The following is a 15720-nucleotide window of genomic DNA, read 5'->3' on the forward strand; positions in this document are numbered from 1 at the left end:
GAAACGTAAAAATAAGAAAGACCAGTGAGAAATGTCCAATCTAAATCATCATGAACGACTTAGGTTTAACTATTTATTGGCTAATATCAGCTATTTGACACCTAGGGAAAAAGAGGAATTTGACTATCTAAATAGAAAAAGACAGGGATTGCCCATTTCTGAAACTCAAGCCTCGCCTCAGCTTACACCATACAAGGAAACTAGTGTCATTCCACCACATTCTAAAGACACTCCTTCTTCAAGACCTGTTTCTCCTAAAAAACAAGCTAAAAAAAGACTAACACCTAAAAAGACAGGGAAAAAAAAGAAATTAAAACATTTCTTTTATGGTTTCTTACTTTTTCTTCTTACCGTCATTTCCATTATGATTTTTCTCTTTTTTAAAGGAAGAAATGATGCTCAACAAGAAGCTGAAGCTAATCATAAGGCTGCGGTTGTTGAAGTTTTTAATGGAGAAGAAACCAGTGATGGTACCAATATTTTAATTATGGGAACTGATAAGCGAGTGACTGAGCAGTCAACAGATGCTAGAGCAGATACCATTATGGTTGTTAATATTGGAAATAAAGATGGCAAGATAAAAATGGTTAGCTTTATGCGAGATATCTTGGTCAATATTGAAGGTGTCAGTGCCGATGATTATACTGTTGACAATAAACTGAATACGGCTTTTAATATTGGGGAACAAAATGATAACCAAGGTGCAGAATTACTACGAGAAACTTTAAAGCGTAATTTTGATATTGATATTAAATATTATGCTATGGTTGATTTTGAAACCTTTGCAGAAGCTATTGATGCCTTATTTCCAAATGGTGTCAAAATTGATGCGCAATTTGCCACTGTAGATGGAGAAGAAGTGGATAAGGTCGAGGTGCCTGATGATCTTAATATGAAGGATGGTGTAGTTCCTAATCAAACTATCAAAGTTGGAACACAGTACATGGATGGACGCACTTTACTGAATTATACTCGTTTTAGAAAAGATGATGAGGGTGATTTTGGTCGGACGAAGCGTCAACAACAAGTCATGCAAGCTGTTATGACACAGTTAAAAAATCCAACAAAACTATTTACAGGATCAACAGCTTTGGGAACGATTTTTGCCTTAACCTCAACGAATGTTCCTTATTCTTTCATTGTACAAAATGGTCTTTCTGTTATTTCAAGTGGTCAAAAAGGAATCGAGCGGACGACAATTCCAGAAAATGGTGATTGGGTAGATGCTTACGATATTTATGGAGGTCAAGGTCTGTTGATTGATTTTGATAGTTATCAAAAGGAATTAGCTGACTTAGGATTTCGTTAGATAAAAAACTCTAAACTTCTATGTGAATCGAAGTTTAGAGTTTTTTATTATCTCATTTATTTTTATTTATTATAGAAGTATGGAGTATTTTTAGGGATTTTTGCCTAAAAAACTTGAAAACATTATAGGTAAGGAAACAAATGATAGTAATGACAAGAAGGAGTTCTACTGTATAAAGTATAAGTATGGCTTGGTGATAGTTAAAGAGAGGAAGACTTGCTTTCAAAGCGCCTACGCTGCCAACAAGAGGAAAACTGAAAGCAGAAAAAATAGGGGAAAATATGTTCCTTATTTGTTTGAAAAAGATAACTAGTGCAAATAGATAGAGGAGTTGAGAAAACAGAAGCGCCCCTAAAATCAATGGATGATTTACTGATGGGGAAAGTTTTAGATAAGCTGTTAACAGTAGGGAGAGAGGAGCCGCGTATATGGCTAATAAAGGTTTTTCTGTTAGAGACAGAGGATTTTTAATCTGCCTGTAAGTGATGGTGACAAATAGAATGAGCCAAGCTAGACTGGAAACCATTAAAATTGGCAAATGGAGCAACTCTAAAGTGTTACTAGGACTAGTGGGGATACTAATCGCTAAACCAACATAGAGAACAAACCAACTAGGATAAATCTGATCAAGATTTTTTTGGGGAATAAAGTGATAACTAAACCAGACGATATAAATCAGATAGCTGATAAGAACTAAACCCCATAAGCCTATCTTTAATCTTTGTTCAAAAGGTAGAGTAGTTATGAACACAAAGAGGCTCATAAAAAAGCTGGCAAAACTAGAGGCAACAACAGGATTTTCAAATTCCGTTAGTAATGTTTTTGCAGTTAATAGAAGTCGGCCAGTGATGAGACTTAGAAGCAGTGTGGCTAAAAGATAGACTATACCTGATAGTTTAGGAAAGTCACTAAGTAAATTAGCCAGACTAAATAGTGTTAGCATTAGGCTGGTTATGGCAAGTGGAACATTTGATAGGAATGCTGTCATAAGCCGTCTCACTTACTTTACGCTTTAGCTAAGATATGGCGAAGTTGCACGGCGCTTGGTGTGACAATTGGTAAAAAGACTCCTTCGTTCCAACGACGGATAAAACTGGAAGACGATTGCTTAAAGTACCCTTGTCCTCCGCTGGCTTGTAGCTCTAGGAGTAGGCTTGCTGCAACAACATCGACGATATCAATACGTAGTTGAAAGAGTTCTTTAGGGTGTTGGATAAAGTAATTGTCACGTTTCAACCCTTGGAATAGGTCGCCTTGAATTGCTTCTAATTGTGCTAGGGTCGCTTGATAGTCATTTTTTAGAACGCTTCGGTTGCTATTCAGACTATTTTGGACTTCTGATAGTGAGCGTTTAGCGAGACCAAGTGCTAGCCCAAATTGAAAACCTAGAAAACTTGGTCGTGTTTGCGCAATGTAATCAGGAGCATCTGCAGACAAGACCCAGTTCTTATCTAGTTTGACATGGTTGAAGCTAAGGGCAGCTGTATTAGCACCTTGTAGGGAGACAAACTCTAAATCAGGCGAACGGGTGAGGTCTTCAGCAGTAGATGGGATGACTAAAATCCAAGGCTTGCGATTATCCTTAAAGCCAGCCGCAAAAACAGCTAGAAAACGATCTGAACGCAGGTTAGTAACCCAAGGAAGGCGACCATCAAGGTAGAAATCATCTCCTTCTTGGCTAATGGTGACATTCAATTCCTCAATGTTAGACAGGTATTTGACAGCGTTTGATAAACCCGTTCCCCCAGCGATGTCTCCATCGAGTAGGTCTTTTAGCCAGGTTTGACGTGGATAAGGATTGGGACTGGCAAGAATATATTCAATGAAGGTACGATGCCCCCAGGAGATAAAAGCAGCTGTGAGAGAATGTTCAGCTAGCTCAGATAGAAGGTCAATAACATCTGTTTTATCGCCACCAAGTCCACCGAGTTCTTTAGGAACTCCGATTTTAAACACATTAAACTGAGCAATTTTTTTGAGTAATTGATTGGCGAGTTCTCCTGACTCCTGATCCAGTTGATCTGCATGTTGGTCTAACCAAGTGATAAATTCGGTTGAAAAATAAGTCATAGGCAGGTTTTCTCCTTCATTATTTAGCGTAAGCTGCTAGCTCGGGATTGATTGGTGTTTGGGCTAAATTGTTAGCATAGTTGCAGAGAGTGGCTAGACTGACACCTAAAATGACGTCAAGGGCATTTTGATCTGTAAAGCCTGCATCAAGGAAGTCCTTATAAGCTTCATCTCCTACAGCACCTTTGGTATTAATCACAGCAATGGTAAATTTTGCTAAGGTATCTAATCTTTGATCATCTTCAATCGGTGTGGCATTGCGGAGTGCTTCAAGAAGATTTGGTGGCATTTGGATTTGCTTGATGGAAAAAGCTGTGTGCCCTGCTACACAGAAGGCACAGCCGTTAGTTACAGCGGCAGTAATTTGAACAACCTCGCGCTCGGTTGGTGTCAGAGAGTTGCGTCGATTGATTGCACCTACTGTACGATAAGTTTCTAAGGCAGTTGGGGCATTAGCTAGTAGCCCAATTAAGTTTGGAATATAGCCACCGTTATCTTTTTCAACCGTTCTTAGCGTATCTTTAACCTCATCGGGTGCAGTCTCAATGGTATGTATTGTTAAATTTGGCATATCGTCCTCCTTAAAAAGTGATTATTAATAGGATATCAGTTATGGAATTGTTTGGATAATCTTTATTTTTTATGATGGACCATAAATTTTAGTTATATATGCTATAATAGAGAGCAGTGAATGATTCTTGTAGAAGAAAACTAAGGGGGAAGAATGTTAGTTAAAAATAGTATTGTTGAGGTTGATATTATTGATTTAAGCCATGAAGGAGCTGGAGTAGCTAAGGTTGATGGTTTAGTCTTTTTTATTGACAATGCACTTCCAGGGGAACGTATTCGTATGCGAGTTCTCAAGCTCAATAAGAAAATGGGGTACGGTAAGGTTGAGGAATACTTGTCTTATTCAGAGCATCGTAATCAAAATGTTGATTTGGCATACTTGAGATCTGGTATTGCAGATCTCGGGCATCTGACCTATGGTGCCCAGCTTGACTTTAAAACTAAGCAGGTTAAAGATAGTTTGTATAAGATTGCAGGAATTTCAGCTATTGATATTCCTAAAACGTTAGGAATGAAAGCACCTCTTGCTTATCGTAATAAAGCTGCGGTACCTGTGCGTCGTGTTAAGGGTCAGTTGGAAACAGGATTCTTCCGTAAAAATTCGCATGACTTGATCCCTATTGAAGACTTCTATATTCAGGACAAGGAAATTGACCGCTTGATTTTAGCGACACGAGATTTGTTGCGTCGTTTTGACCTTAAGCCTTACGATGAAAAGGAGCAGACAGGCTTGATTCGTAATATTGTGGTTCGTCGTGGCCATTATTCAGGGCAGCTCATGTTGGTCTTAGTAACGACGCGTCCTAAAATTTTCCGTATTGAGCAAGTCATTGAGCAGTTAGTGAAAGCCTTTCCTAACTTATTGTCAGTCATTCAGAATATCAATGATAAAAATACTAATGCGATTTTTGGAAAAGACTTTAAAACACTTTATGGTCAGGATACTATCACCGATAGTATGTTAGGAAATAGTTACGCTATTTCAGCTCAATCTTTTTATCAAGTCAATACCGAAATGGCTGAGCAACTCTATCAAGTAGCCATTGATTTTTCAGATTTGGCATCAGATAGCGTGGTGATTGATGCTTACTCAGGTATTGGGACAATTGGTCTTTCATTTGCCAAAAAGGTAAAGGCAGTTTACGGAGTTGAAGTGGTCGCTTCCGCTGTTCAAGATGCTAAGGAAAATGCTAAGCGTAACGGTATCACAAATGCCAACTACATCTGTGCAACAGCAGAAGATGCCATGAAGGAGTGGCGTCAGAAAGGTATCAAACCCGATGTTATCTTAGTCGATCCCCCGAGAAAAGGCTTGACCGAAAGTTTTATCACATCAAGTGTTGCCATGCAACCAGAGAAAATTACCTACATCTCATGTAACGTTGCTACCATGGCGCGTGACATCAAGCGCTATGAAGAGCTAGGCTATAAACTCAAAAAAGTCCAACCCGTTGACCTCTTCCCGCAAACGCATCACGTGGAGTGTGTTGCTCTGCTCGTAAAAGCCTAGAAACCTTTGAACGAAAGCATCTTAAAAAGCCATAGAGACAAGGCTTTTTAGCTTGGGGTGGGGAAGTATCAGAGTGAGTAATTTTTTGGAGGGAGTAGAAGTGATAGCTAGAAATTATTCAATTCTATTTCCATTTACCCTGTGGGTACGTGTTTATTTCCATTGACAAGGAGTTTTTGGGAATAGAAACGTACCCACCTCTAATATCGCCTGAATGAGCGAATGAAGTGTGAGTTCTGAAATTGATACAATACAACTTAACTTTTTTTGAAAAAAATTCGAAAATTTATTTTGACTTGCGAATATAATAAGTGAGAGCAAGTTGCTTACTTATTAATGATGAAGAGGAAAAGTAGAATGACAACAATTTTTTTAACAAAAACAAACTGCACTAATTGCGGAAAACAAAGTACTTTTGAAAGATTTGATATGGCTTTTTGTGATTGGTAAAAGACTTTGAGGGTATGATATAATAGCGCAGAATTTTAGTATAATTAAGATGTAGAAATTAATGGGAAAACAGCAGGAGAAGATAAATGATATTGAACACAAAGCGATTAAATATACGACCGTTTAGATCAGATGATATCGAAGATGCTTTTGAGATTTATACTGATGCAGATGTATGTAGATATCTTTTAGAAGATGAATGGAATACTGAAGATAAAGAAGAGTTCGAAAAGAAAATTAAAAATAACAAATTAGAGGAGAACTCGAGCTTAAATCTTGCTGTAGTATTGGATAAAAAGGTTAGTTTTTATGTAGGATCATACGGCAGGGGGAACTTTCTTACTATGTGAATGATGGTATTTTGAAATCTATCGGAAAAGATTATATTTTTCAAGAACTCGTGAATCCTATCTACAATCGTAAAGATAATCAAGTCACGGTATCACTGACAGTAAAGTATCTCGACCAGCAGACCAAAGCAACGCAGGTATCTCAATTTGATTTGGTACTTGAAAAGAACGGGAGTAATTGGAAGATTATAGAATAACAAATATTGGTACATTATTACAGCTATTTTGTAATCACGTACTCTCTTTGATAAAAAATTGGAGATTCCTTTACAAATATGCTCTTATGTGCTATTATTTAAGTATCTATTTAAAAGGAGTTAATAAATATGCGGCAAGGTATTCTTAAATAAACTGTCAATTTGATAGTGGGAACAAATAATTGGATGTCCTTTTTTAGGAGGGCTTAGTTTTTTGTACCCAGTTTAAGAATACCTTTATCATGTGATTCTAAAGTATCCGGAGAATATCTGTATGCTTTGTATGCCTATGGTTATGCATAAAAATCCCAGTGATAAGAGTATTTATCACTGGGATTTTTATGCCCTTTTGGGCTTTTGAATGGAGGAAAATCACATGAAAATTATTAATATTGGAGTTTTAGCTCATGTTGATGCAGGAAAAACTACCTTAACAGAAAGCTTATTATATAACAGTGGAGCGATTACAGAATTAGGAAGCGTGGACAAAGGTACAACGAGGACGGATAATACGCTTTTAGAACGTCAGAGAGGAATTACAATTCAGACAGGAATAACCTCTTTTCAGTGGGAAAATACGAAGGTGAACATCATAGACACGCCAGGACATATGGATTTCTTAGCAGAAGTATATCGTTCATTATCAGTTTTAGATGGGGCAATTCTACTGATTTCTGCAAAAGATGGCGTACAAGCACAAACTCGTATATTATTTCATGCACTTAGGAAAATGGGGATTCCCACAATCTTTTTTATCAATAAGATTGACCAAAATGGAATTGATTTATCAACGGTTTATCAGGATATTAAAGAGAAACTTTCTGCCGAAATTGTAATCAAACAGAAGGTAGAACTGTATCCTAATATGTGTGTGACGAACTTTACCGAATCTGAACAATGGGATACGGTAATAGAGGGAAACGATGACCTTTTAGAGAAATATATGTCCGGTAAATCATTAGAAGCATTGGAACTCGAACAAGAGGAAAGCATAAGATTTCAGAATTGCTCCTTGTACCCTGTTTATCATGGAAGCGCAAAAAGCAACATAGGGATTGAGCAGCTTATAGAAGTGATAACGAATAAATTTTATTCATCAACATACAGAAAGAAGTCTGAACTTTGCGGAAATGTCTTCAAAATTGAATATTCGGAAGAAAGACAACGTCTTGCATATGTACGCCTTTATGGCGGAATCCTGCATTTGCGGGATTCGGTTAGAATATCGGAAAAGGAAAAAATAAAAATTACAGAAATGTATACTTCAATAAATGGTGAATTATGTAAAATTGATAAGGCTTATTCCGGGGAAATTGTTATTTTGCAAAATGAGTTTTTGAAGCTAAATAGTGTTCTTGGAGATACAAAGCTATTGCCACAGAGAGAGAGAATTGAAAATCCGCTCCCTCTGCTGCAAACAACTGTTGAACCGAGCAAACCTCAACAAAGGGAAATGTTACTTGATGCACTTTTAGAAATCTCCGACAGTGACCCGCTTCTACAATATTATGTGGATTCTACGACACATGAAATCATACTTTCTTTCTTAGGGAAAGTACAAATGGAAGTGACTTGTGCTCTATTGCAAGAAAAGTATCATGTGGAGGTAAAAATAAAAAAGCCTACAGTCATTTATATGGAAAGACCGTTAAAAAAAGCAGAGTATACCATTCACATCGAAGTGCCACCGAATCCCTTCTGGGCTTCCATTGGTCTTTCTGTAGCACCGCTTCCATTAGGGAGCGGAGTACAGTATGAGAGCTCGGTTTCTCTTGGATACTTAAATCAATCGTTTCAAAATGCAGTTATGGAAGGGATACGATATGGCTGTGAACAAGGATTGTATGGTTGGAATGTGACGGACTGTAAAATCTGTTTTAAGTATGGCTTATACTATAGCCCTGTTAGTACCCCAGCAGATTTTCGGATGCTTGCTCCTATTGTATTGGAACAAGTTTTAAAAAAAGCTGGAACAGAATTGTTAGAGCCATATCTTAGTTTTAAAATTTATGCACCACAAGAATATCTTTCACGAGCATATAACGATGCTCCCAAATATTGTGCAAATATCGTAAATACTCAACTGAAAAATAATGAGGTCATTCTTAGTGGAGAAATTCCTGCTCGGTGTATTCAAGAATATCGTAATGATTTAACTTTCTTTACAAATGGACGTAGCGTTTGTTTAACAGAGTTAAAAGGGTACTATGTTACTACTGGTGAATCTGTTTGTCAGCCCCGTCGTCCAAATAGTCGGATAGATAAAGTACGATATATGTTCAATAAAATAACTTAGCACATTTTATATTGTTATATAAATGTGGCTTCTTGTTAAACGAAACGAGATGAAATATTCTTTAATACAGATTTGAATTAAATGTAAAGGAGAAGATAATTATTATAAACTGTGAGTGGGTACTGTGTCCCATCTGTGGAAATAAAACACGTTTGAAAATAAGGGAAGATACTGAATTGAAGAACTTTCCTCTCTATTGTCCTAAATGTAGACAGGAAAATTTAGTTGATATAAAGCAGTTCAAGTTAACTGTGATTACAGAGCCAGACGCAAAGACGCAGAGCCGATAATCTGAGATTAGCATTCTCATTTTATCGGCTCTTTCTGTTTTATGTATTGTTATAATGATTAGTTTTTGATGTTTCTTGATTCATTGATACCACTAGCTAAGGCTTCAATCAACGATAGTTCTTTATCTGTGAAGTTATCCAGTAGTTTTTCTACCTGTAATCTTCGGGTACTTTTCGTCAGATCATTATGAGGTAAGAAAAACTCATCAACGGACACATCAAGTAATGATACAAGGTCATAGAGGACTTGTATGCTTGGGTGTTGCCCTTTATTTTCAATATTAGTTAGGTAACGTGGGTCAATCTCAATCAATGCTCCCACTTGTTCACGAGTTAAACCTCGCTTCATTCGAGCTTCTTTGATTGCTAAACCAAAGGCTCTAAAATCGAATTTATCTTCTTTCTTACGCATAATAGACCACCTCTATACATTTTACTGTTCCTGTTGAATTTGAAACAGGTATAGAAAAACGTGTTAAATAGTTTTTCAGTTCCTATTAAATTACATTCTTAAAAGCACTACTCAACTTCAATAAAAAAACCGTTGTTTGGAAATGCTATTCGTGCTGTAAAAATATAAATCTCACTTTCAAATGGCGGTTTAATGGAGATAAACGTCGCCATGAGATATATTACATATAGTCTGATTCCTAGGTTGTTATCAAAAAAAGTTATCCACCAGCAATAGACAAATACGTCTATCGATGTGGTTTTATACATCATATAACAAGAATAATTAAAGCATATAAACAGAGAAATCAATCTGTCTATGTGCTTTTTTTGTATCTCTGGATATTTTTTAATGTTTTTTCAATTCTTAATGCAACAAATCGCCCTTTCACATTGGGAGTAAGAGTGAAAGGAGATAAAAGAGCAAAGCTCACTTCCTTTCCAAAGAAAGGGGGTGAGAAACATGAAACCATCTTCTTTTCAAGAGAGAATTGAACATCAGTTTGATTTTATCTGTATGCGAGCTATGGACGACGAGCGGAAGAATTATTTCCTTTATCTTTCAAGGCTGGCAAAGCGTGAAGTGTCCTTTTCGGATATTGGCGATTATCTCGTCAATCAGTTTGCAACGACAGACAGCTATTCATCTGATTTTCAAATTTTTACGCTCAATGATATTTCTGTTGGTATCGAAAATGATTTATTGAGTGAAGCACTAAAAGAATTGCCAGACAAGAAGCGTGAAATCCTACTGCTGTTCTATTTTATGGACATGAGTGATTCAGAAATAGCGGATTTACTGAAATTGAACCGCTCTACTGTCTATCGACATAGAACCAGTGGACTAGACTTAATCAAGAAGTTTATGGAGGAGGAAAATGAAGAATGAGAAAAGAATATTCCAGAATTCCGTTTCCAATGATTGTAAGGGCTTGTGATGGCGATACAGAAGCGATTAACCAGATTCTTCATCATTACAGAGGGTACATTACAAAACGCTCTCTTAGACTGATGAAAGATGAGTATAAGTATGTTGATTATTTACAGAGTTTAAATATTCTTCTTACGCAAGCAATAAATGATTTGGGTAAGGTGGCATGAGCAAATTCAAATACACTGAAGTAGAACAACAATTTAATAATGTTTTGAATTATCAGTCAAAAGAATTAAGCTCGATTAAAAGACCTGATATGGCGTCTGCTGAAGCTTGCATTTCTGAAAGCGAAGCAATGCTGAAGGAATTAGGCATTGCTACAGAGAACTTGCCTAAAGTAGTTTATCCTACACCTAATAGGGTTATGGTTGTTCCTACGTGGGAAGAATTGTGCAATCAAGCTGAACAGAAAGTTGGTTCAACAACAGATTTAGAATCCCTTTTTACGTTTGAAGAATTGAGAATGAGTCAAGCTGCTCTGCGTGCATTGAACGCCGATTACAATAACATTCATAAGCTTGATAAAATAGATATTACTATTTGTGCCGCAGCAGGTATGCTAGGAGCAGTTGTTGATATTCTGCTAATAGGAATTCCTCAAAAAACACAAGAAGGATTAAAAGGTGGGCCACTTTCCAATTATGTAAGAGATTGGTTCAATCAAAGATTCCCTGAGGAAGAAATGGAGAAACTTGCTAATTCAAAAGTAAGCAAAGTATCATTTGATGCTCAAGATAATCGCCATACGACAGAATATGTTACCGGGTTATCTGCTTACTATCATAGATTGCTATCGCTAGGGCATGACCCTATCCTTGGATTGATATTTGGGGTCTATGATATTTTGAACGGTAAAATGACGACGATCGATAAAACTGGCAAAATAGTATCACAGGTTATGGAGAACTATGCAGACCGAAAAGAAAGTGATATCTTTGCTGCAATTGCTAAGCAGATTATTCATTTCAAATCTGACATTACAACTTCTATGGGTTTACCAGCGCCTTTGATGGCATTATTTAACTTACTCCAGTTTGGAAGTATCGGAGAAGAAGAACAGACAATTGCTGAAATTGTGCAGGGAATGTATTACGAAGGTTATGATTTCATTAATTTTTGTAGTATGTCAATTCCAACAATGCTAGTTGAAGTAATCATCAGATTAGGCTATGGCATTAAAAGGATTAAAGAAGGTAATTCTATAAAGAACTCGATTCCATTTTCATTAAATCGAGAAAAGCATCCTAAGCTGAGCACTATGTTATTCATTGGGTATTCAGCGGCTACAGCTGTAAATGCTGGAAAGGTTTACTTTACTAAAAATCCTATGGCAATAAACTATCCTCAATGGGTAGCATTTGCTAAATACTCATACAAACAATTGAAATGGGTGTTGTTGGAGAAACCAGAACTTAGAGATGCTTACTTTAGAGGTATCATTGCTGAAGAATTGAATGAAGTATATGTTGAAATAGATAAATCCTTCGCGGAAATGTCCGAAGAATATATAGTCGTCTTTAATTAAAAACAACCCGCTCAACCATCATGTCTGGGAGAGTTTCATTCCACAGTATAATTCTAAATTTTATAACTTTGATTTCGTTCTATAGTATAGAGGGGGGCTCTCACCACACGTGGAGTGCGTAGTGTTGCTACAACGAAGCAACGGGTAAAAATCCTTTATTTTAAGCACTTTTTCAAGCATTTTGTCTTTATTGAAAAGAGTGATTTTGACATAAAAAAGGTTCAAAAAAAGTACATTGATGTGAACGTCTGTTTGGATGTCGACTGCGTAGACAAAAAATAGATACGTCATAAAATATAATATTTCAGCGAGAACATTTTAATAAGTGTTCTCGTTTTTTTATTTTAAGGAGGAATTCATGAAAAAGAAGGAACAATCATCACGCCAAATCGTGATGTGTCATCTCGTGACTATCTTGGGAGTTGATATTGAGAGAGCAACTCAGCTAATTAATGAAATGGAACAACTAGGTTTAATCCGATTTGATGAATTTGGAAATGTTGGAATATTAGTCTTGGAGGGACAATCATGAAACGAATTACCGCTGATCAGTATCAGACATCAGAGCGTTATTATAAACTCCCTAAAATTTTGTTTGAGAGTGAACGTTATAAGGATATGAAGCTGGAGGTTAAGGTAGCCTACGCAGTTTTAAAAGATAGGTTGGAGCTGTCTTTGAGTAAGGGCTGGATTGATGACGATGGGGCTATTTACTTGATTTATTCCAATTCAAATCTGATGGCACTTTTAGGCTGTTCAAAGTCAAAACTACTCTCTATCAAGAAAACCTTACGCGAATATGGCTTAATTGATGAAGTCCAACAGTCCTCTAGTGAAAAAGGTCGTATGGCAAATAAAATTTACTTGGGGGAATTAGAACATGAAACTACCCCAGTCTTACATACAGACGGGGCTAGTGTTAAAAAAACACTAGGGGGGTCTCAAAGAAAGACGGGGCCGGTCTTAAATTCAGCCCCTAGTGAGACTGAAGGAAGTGAGACTAAATATAGTGAAACTGAAGGGAGTGATTTCCTTATTGAGGACGAGGAGGAGAGACAGCTAGTAGATGACAAACAAGAAGAGAACTTTACTTCAAAAGTCGATGGCGTGACCAAGTACGATCGAGATTATATTTGGGGTTTGGTTCATGACCAGTTAAGACAGTCGGGGCTATCTCAGTCAGCTAGTGACTATGCCATGATTTATTTTAGTGACCGTTATCAGTATGCTTTGGAACATATGCGATTTGCTCGGTCAGCGGAAGTAATAGCTGAATACGTATTTAATGGTGTGCTGTCAGAGTGGACCAAGCAACTGAGACGACAAGAAGTAAAGGGAGGTGATTAAGTTGATTTGGTGGATACTAGGCGGAATCTATCTGATTTCTATCATCATTTTGATTGTTGAAATCATCCGTGCACCAGAAATGGATGATCATATATAAGCAAGAGTTTTACAAGTGTAAGGCTCTTTTTTAGTTGGAAAGAGAGGAAAATGAAATTTTTAGATTTATTTGCTGGGATAGGTGGTTTTAGGCTAGGGATGGAATCACAGGGTCATAAATGCCTGGGCTTTTGTGAAATTGATAAATTCGCCAGAACATCTTATAAAGCTATGTTTAACACAGAAGGGGAAATAGAATACCATGACATTAAAGAGGTCACAGACCATGACTTTAGACAATTTAGAGGGCAAGTGGAGGTTATCTGCGGGGGATTTCCTTGCCAAGCTTTTTCACTCGCAGGCAGACGACTGGGATTTGAAGATACTCGAGGGACTCTCTTTTTTGAGATTGCTCGAGCGGCCAAACAAATCCAACCACGTTTTCTATTTTTGGAAAACGTCAAAGGCCTACTCAATCACGACAAGGGACGGACGTTCTCCACAATCCTCTCCACGCTGGATGAATTGGGGTATGATGTCGAATGGCAGGTGCTTAACAGTAAGGACTTCCAAGTCCCGCAAAACAGAGAACGGGTCTTTATTATCGGACATTCTAGAAGATACCGTTCCAGATTCCTATTTCCTCTCAGAAGAGAAAACAGTCCAGCTCATCTTGAAAGGCTAGGAAATATAAATCCCTCTAAACGTGGTTTGAATGGTGAAGTCTATCTGACGAGTGGACTTGCTCCTACACTAACGAGAGGTAAAGGAGAGGGGGCAAAAATCGCCATTCCAGTCTTAACACCAGATAGACTTGAAAAACGCCAACATGGGCGTCGCTTTAAGGATAATCAAGACCCTATGTTTACTTTGACCAGTCAAGATAGACATGGTGTTGTCGTCGCAGGAAATCTGCCGACTAGCTTTGACCAGACCGGTAGAGTATTTGACATTGCTGGTTTGTCACCAACCTTGACCACCATGCAAGGTGGAGATAAGGTGCCAAAGATACTGCTGAGGGAGGAGCTGCCATTTCTGAAAATCAAGGAAGCCACAAAAAGAGGGTACGCAAAGGCAACTCTTGGAGACTCTGTCAATCTGGCTTATCCAGACTCAACCAAACGTAGGGGACGAGTGGGAAAGGGAATATCCAATACCTTGACGACTTCAGACAATATGGGAGTGGTGGTCGCTGCTCTGGAATATCGACAGGATAAGTGGTATGAAGTCACAGGGATTGTCTTAGAGGGGAAACTTTATCGCCTGAGAATCAGACGACTGACACCAAGAGAGTGTTTCAGACTTCAAGGCTTTCCTGATTGGGCTTATGAAAGAGCAGAAAGTGTTTCCAGTAAGAGCCAACTATACAAACAGGCCGGTAATAGTGTGACTGTCACAGTTATTGAAGCCATTGCCAGAGAATTTAGAAGAATGGAAGAGGAAGAAATACATGAACCTACTACATAAGAAAAGTATCCTAGATTGTACTGAATTAGAGGAACGTATTCACCAAGTTGAAACCAATCAGTTACTGGAAAAGATTCTATCACTCCCCAATTTTGATTGTGACTTTGAGGTGACTTTTGAAGATGATTACCATAAAGAGATGAATGATCCCCTATTCTACGAATCCAATCTTCATCGGATTTCGGATTTTTTGGAAACTAGGGATATTAAAAATGGTGTAGATACTTTATTGACGAAAGACAATCACCTGGCCTTTCGTGCCTTTGGTGAAAATTATTCTGCTAGGGGAAAGGAGGGCATTTTAACGACTCTAGTGACGGTCAAGTGCTTTGGTGAAGGACGGATGCCCATTGATATGAGTCGCTATTTCTCAACTCCTGAACCAACAGTTGAAAATAACCTAACCCTATAAGGAGGTGCCTATGCTTGAGGTATATCTAGGAAATAATGCCAATACAAATCAAGATTTACTAACCATTTTGACGACCTATGGAGTGGCTTATCGTTGTACAAAAGCGTGTGATGTAAACCGTGAAATCTTACTGTCACTCTTCGCCAAAACCACGGATTGTTTTGAGTTGCTGTCGCCACGATTTCTTCGCTTTAAACGTCAATATTCGATAAGTTTGAATGAGATGATTCAGCTCATTCTCCAAAAGCCAGACCAAAACCTTCGTCTGCCTCTCATTGTCTGTCAGAATCACGTCTATCCAGCTATTGGACTAGACGACGTGCGAACCTTTCTTCCCAGACAGGTAAAAGAAGAACTGTTTCAAGCCAGCTTGATGAAACAAGTGACAGGGTAGGTGTGAAGATGAATGAACGATTTTGGGATAATTTAGAAATCATTCTGGCAGAAAAAGACCTCACTTGGGCAGAACTAGTTCGCAAAGTATTCAACGGTCAATATGTTTATCCC

At 37.7% G+C, this 15720-nt stretch carries 16 protein-coding genes and 4 pseudogenes; 16 read left to right on the top strand and 4 right to left on the bottom strand.

All coding sequences use genetic code 11. The features are described from left to right. Window positions 1-31 precede the first annotated feature (31 nt). Window positions 32-1309, top strand: a complete 1278-nt coding sequence (locus ACQRDX_RS08340; protein ID WP_427896357.1) for an LCP family protein — start codon at window positions 32-34, stop codon at window positions 1307-1309. 52 nt (window positions 1310-1361) lie between these two features. Here the strand turns inward: ACQRDX_RS08340 and ACQRDX_RS08345 are convergent, their stop codons facing one another. Genes ACQRDX_RS08345 through ACQRDX_RS08355 form a run of 3 tightly spaced genes read right to left on the bottom strand, consistent with a single transcriptional unit; the run spans window position 1362 to window position 3950 of the window. Continuing rightward, window positions 1362-2297, bottom strand: coding sequence for an ethanolamine utilization protein EutJ (locus ACQRDX_RS08345; protein WP_427896359.1), 936 nt, complete (start codon window positions 2295-2297; stop codon window positions 1362-1364). 17 nt (window positions 2298-2314) lie between these two features. Next, complete coding sequence (locus ACQRDX_RS08350) at window positions 2315-3379, bottom strand: acyl-CoA dehydrogenase family protein (RefSeq protein ID WP_427896361.1); 1065 nt, start codon at window positions 3377-3379, stop codon at window positions 2315-2317. Between the two features lie 19 nt (window positions 3380-3398). Continuing rightward, a complete protein-coding gene (locus ACQRDX_RS08355) occupies window positions 3399-3950 on the bottom strand; it encodes a carboxymuconolactone decarboxylase family protein (RefSeq protein WP_354367069.1) in 552 nt (183 codons plus the stop codon). Between the two features lie 153 nt (window positions 3951-4103). Between ACQRDX_RS08355 and rlmD the strand changes: the two genes are divergently transcribed. From rlmD to ACQRDX_RS08385, 6 genes and pseudogenes are all read left to right on the top strand, one after another. Continuing rightward, a complete protein-coding gene (gene rlmD, locus ACQRDX_RS08360) occupies window positions 4104-5459 on the top strand; it encodes a 23S rRNA (uracil(1939)-C(5))-methyltransferase RlmD (RefSeq protein ID WP_354367071.1) in 1356 nt (451 codons plus the stop codon). Window positions 5460-5995: 536 nt separating this feature from the next. After that, window positions 5996-6259 (top strand): GNAT family N-acetyltransferase, encoded by a 264-nt coding sequence (locus ACQRDX_RS08365; protein ID WP_105154058.1) that lies wholly within the window; start codon window positions 5996-5998, stop codon window positions 6257-6259. Beyond that, window positions 6241-6456: pseudogene (locus ACQRDX_RS08370) on the top strand (conjugal transfer protein); the annotation flags it as partial. The gene ACQRDX_RS08365 and the pseudogene ACQRDX_RS08370, both read left to right, overlap by 19 nt. Window positions 6457-6769: 313 nt before the next feature. Further along, window positions 6770-6817: pseudogene (locus ACQRDX_RS08375) on the top strand (hypothetical protein); the annotation flags it as partial. Between the two features lie 15 nt (window positions 6818-6832). After that, on the top strand, window positions 6833-8752 hold the full coding sequence (tet(M), locus tag ACQRDX_RS08380; RefSeq protein WP_002364936.1) for a tetracycline resistance ribosomal protection protein Tet(M): 1920 nt from the start codon (window positions 6833-6835) through the stop codon (window positions 8750-8752). A 101-nt stretch (window positions 8753-8853) separates the two neighbouring features. Beyond that, entirely contained in the window at window positions 8854-9042 is a 189-nt protein-coding gene (locus tag ACQRDX_RS08385; protein ID WP_425268173.1) for a cysteine-rich KTR domain-containing protein, read from the top strand. A gap of 58 nt (window positions 9043-9100) precedes the next feature. Here ACQRDX_RS08385 and ACQRDX_RS08390 read toward each other — a convergent pair whose 3' ends face one another. Continuing rightward, the gene (locus tag ACQRDX_RS08390) at window positions 9101-9454 is read right to left on the bottom strand and encodes a helix-turn-helix domain-containing protein (protein WP_002324548.1); all 354 of its coding nucleotides are present in this window, start codon (window positions 9452-9454) and stop codon (window positions 9101-9103) included. Between the two features lie 501 nt (window positions 9455-9955). On the opposite strand from ACQRDX_RS08390, the gene ACQRDX_RS08395 reads away from it, so the two are divergent. The 9 genes and pseudogenes from ACQRDX_RS08395 to ACQRDX_RS08435 form a co-directional block, all read left to right on the top strand. Continuing rightward, complete coding sequence (locus ACQRDX_RS08395) at window positions 9956-10381, top strand: RNA polymerase sigma factor (RefSeq protein WP_002324547.1); 426 nt, start codon at window positions 9956-9958, stop codon at window positions 10379-10381. Next, window positions 10378-10518, top strand: a pseudogene (locus tag ACQRDX_RS08400) (helix-turn-helix domain-containing protein); the annotation flags it as partial. The gene ACQRDX_RS08395 and the pseudogene ACQRDX_RS08400, both read left to right, overlap by 4 nt. Before the next feature lie 71 nt (window positions 10519-10589). After that, window positions 10590-11951, top strand: coding sequence for a hypothetical protein (locus tag ACQRDX_RS08405; RefSeq protein ID WP_105127925.1), 1362 nt, complete (start codon window positions 10590-10592; stop codon window positions 11949-11951). Window positions 11952-12309: 358 nt separating this feature from the next. After that, a complete protein-coding gene (locus ACQRDX_RS08410; protein WP_336381458.1) occupies window positions 12310-12483 on the top strand; it encodes a hypothetical protein in 174 nt (57 codons plus the stop codon). Continuing rightward, window positions 12480-13298, top strand: a complete 819-nt coding sequence (locus ACQRDX_RS08415; RefSeq protein WP_427885611.1) for a replication initiator protein A — start codon at window positions 12480-12482, stop codon at window positions 13296-13298. The genes ACQRDX_RS08410 and ACQRDX_RS08415 overlap by 4 nt, the downstream gene beginning before the upstream one ends. A gap of 147 nt (window positions 13299-13445) precedes the next feature. Then, window positions 13446-14801, top strand: a complete 1356-nt coding sequence (gene dcm, locus ACQRDX_RS08420; RefSeq protein WP_427896365.1) for a DNA (cytosine-5-)-methyltransferase — start codon at window positions 13446-13448, stop codon at window positions 14799-14801. Then, the gene (locus tag ACQRDX_RS08425; RefSeq protein ID WP_367985645.1) at window positions 14785-15213 is read left to right on the top strand and encodes a hypothetical protein; all 429 of its coding nucleotides are present in this window, start codon (window positions 14785-14787) and stop codon (window positions 15211-15213) included. Before dcm ends, ACQRDX_RS08425 begins: the two co-directional genes overlap by 17 nt. 10 nt (window positions 15214-15223) lie before the next feature. Continuing rightward, a complete protein-coding gene (locus tag ACQRDX_RS08430; protein ID WP_367985644.1) occupies window positions 15224-15607 on the top strand; it encodes a hypothetical protein in 384 nt (127 codons plus the stop codon). 8 nt (window positions 15608-15615) lie between these two features. Next, window positions 15616-15720 (top strand): annotated as a pseudogene (locus ACQRDX_RS08435) (transcriptional regulator); the annotation flags it as partial.

It is taken from the genome of Streptococcus sp. SGI.013, assembly GCF_050315295.1.
GTDB lineage: Bacteria > Bacillota > Bacilli > Lactobacillales > Streptococcaceae > Streptococcus > Streptococcus porcorum.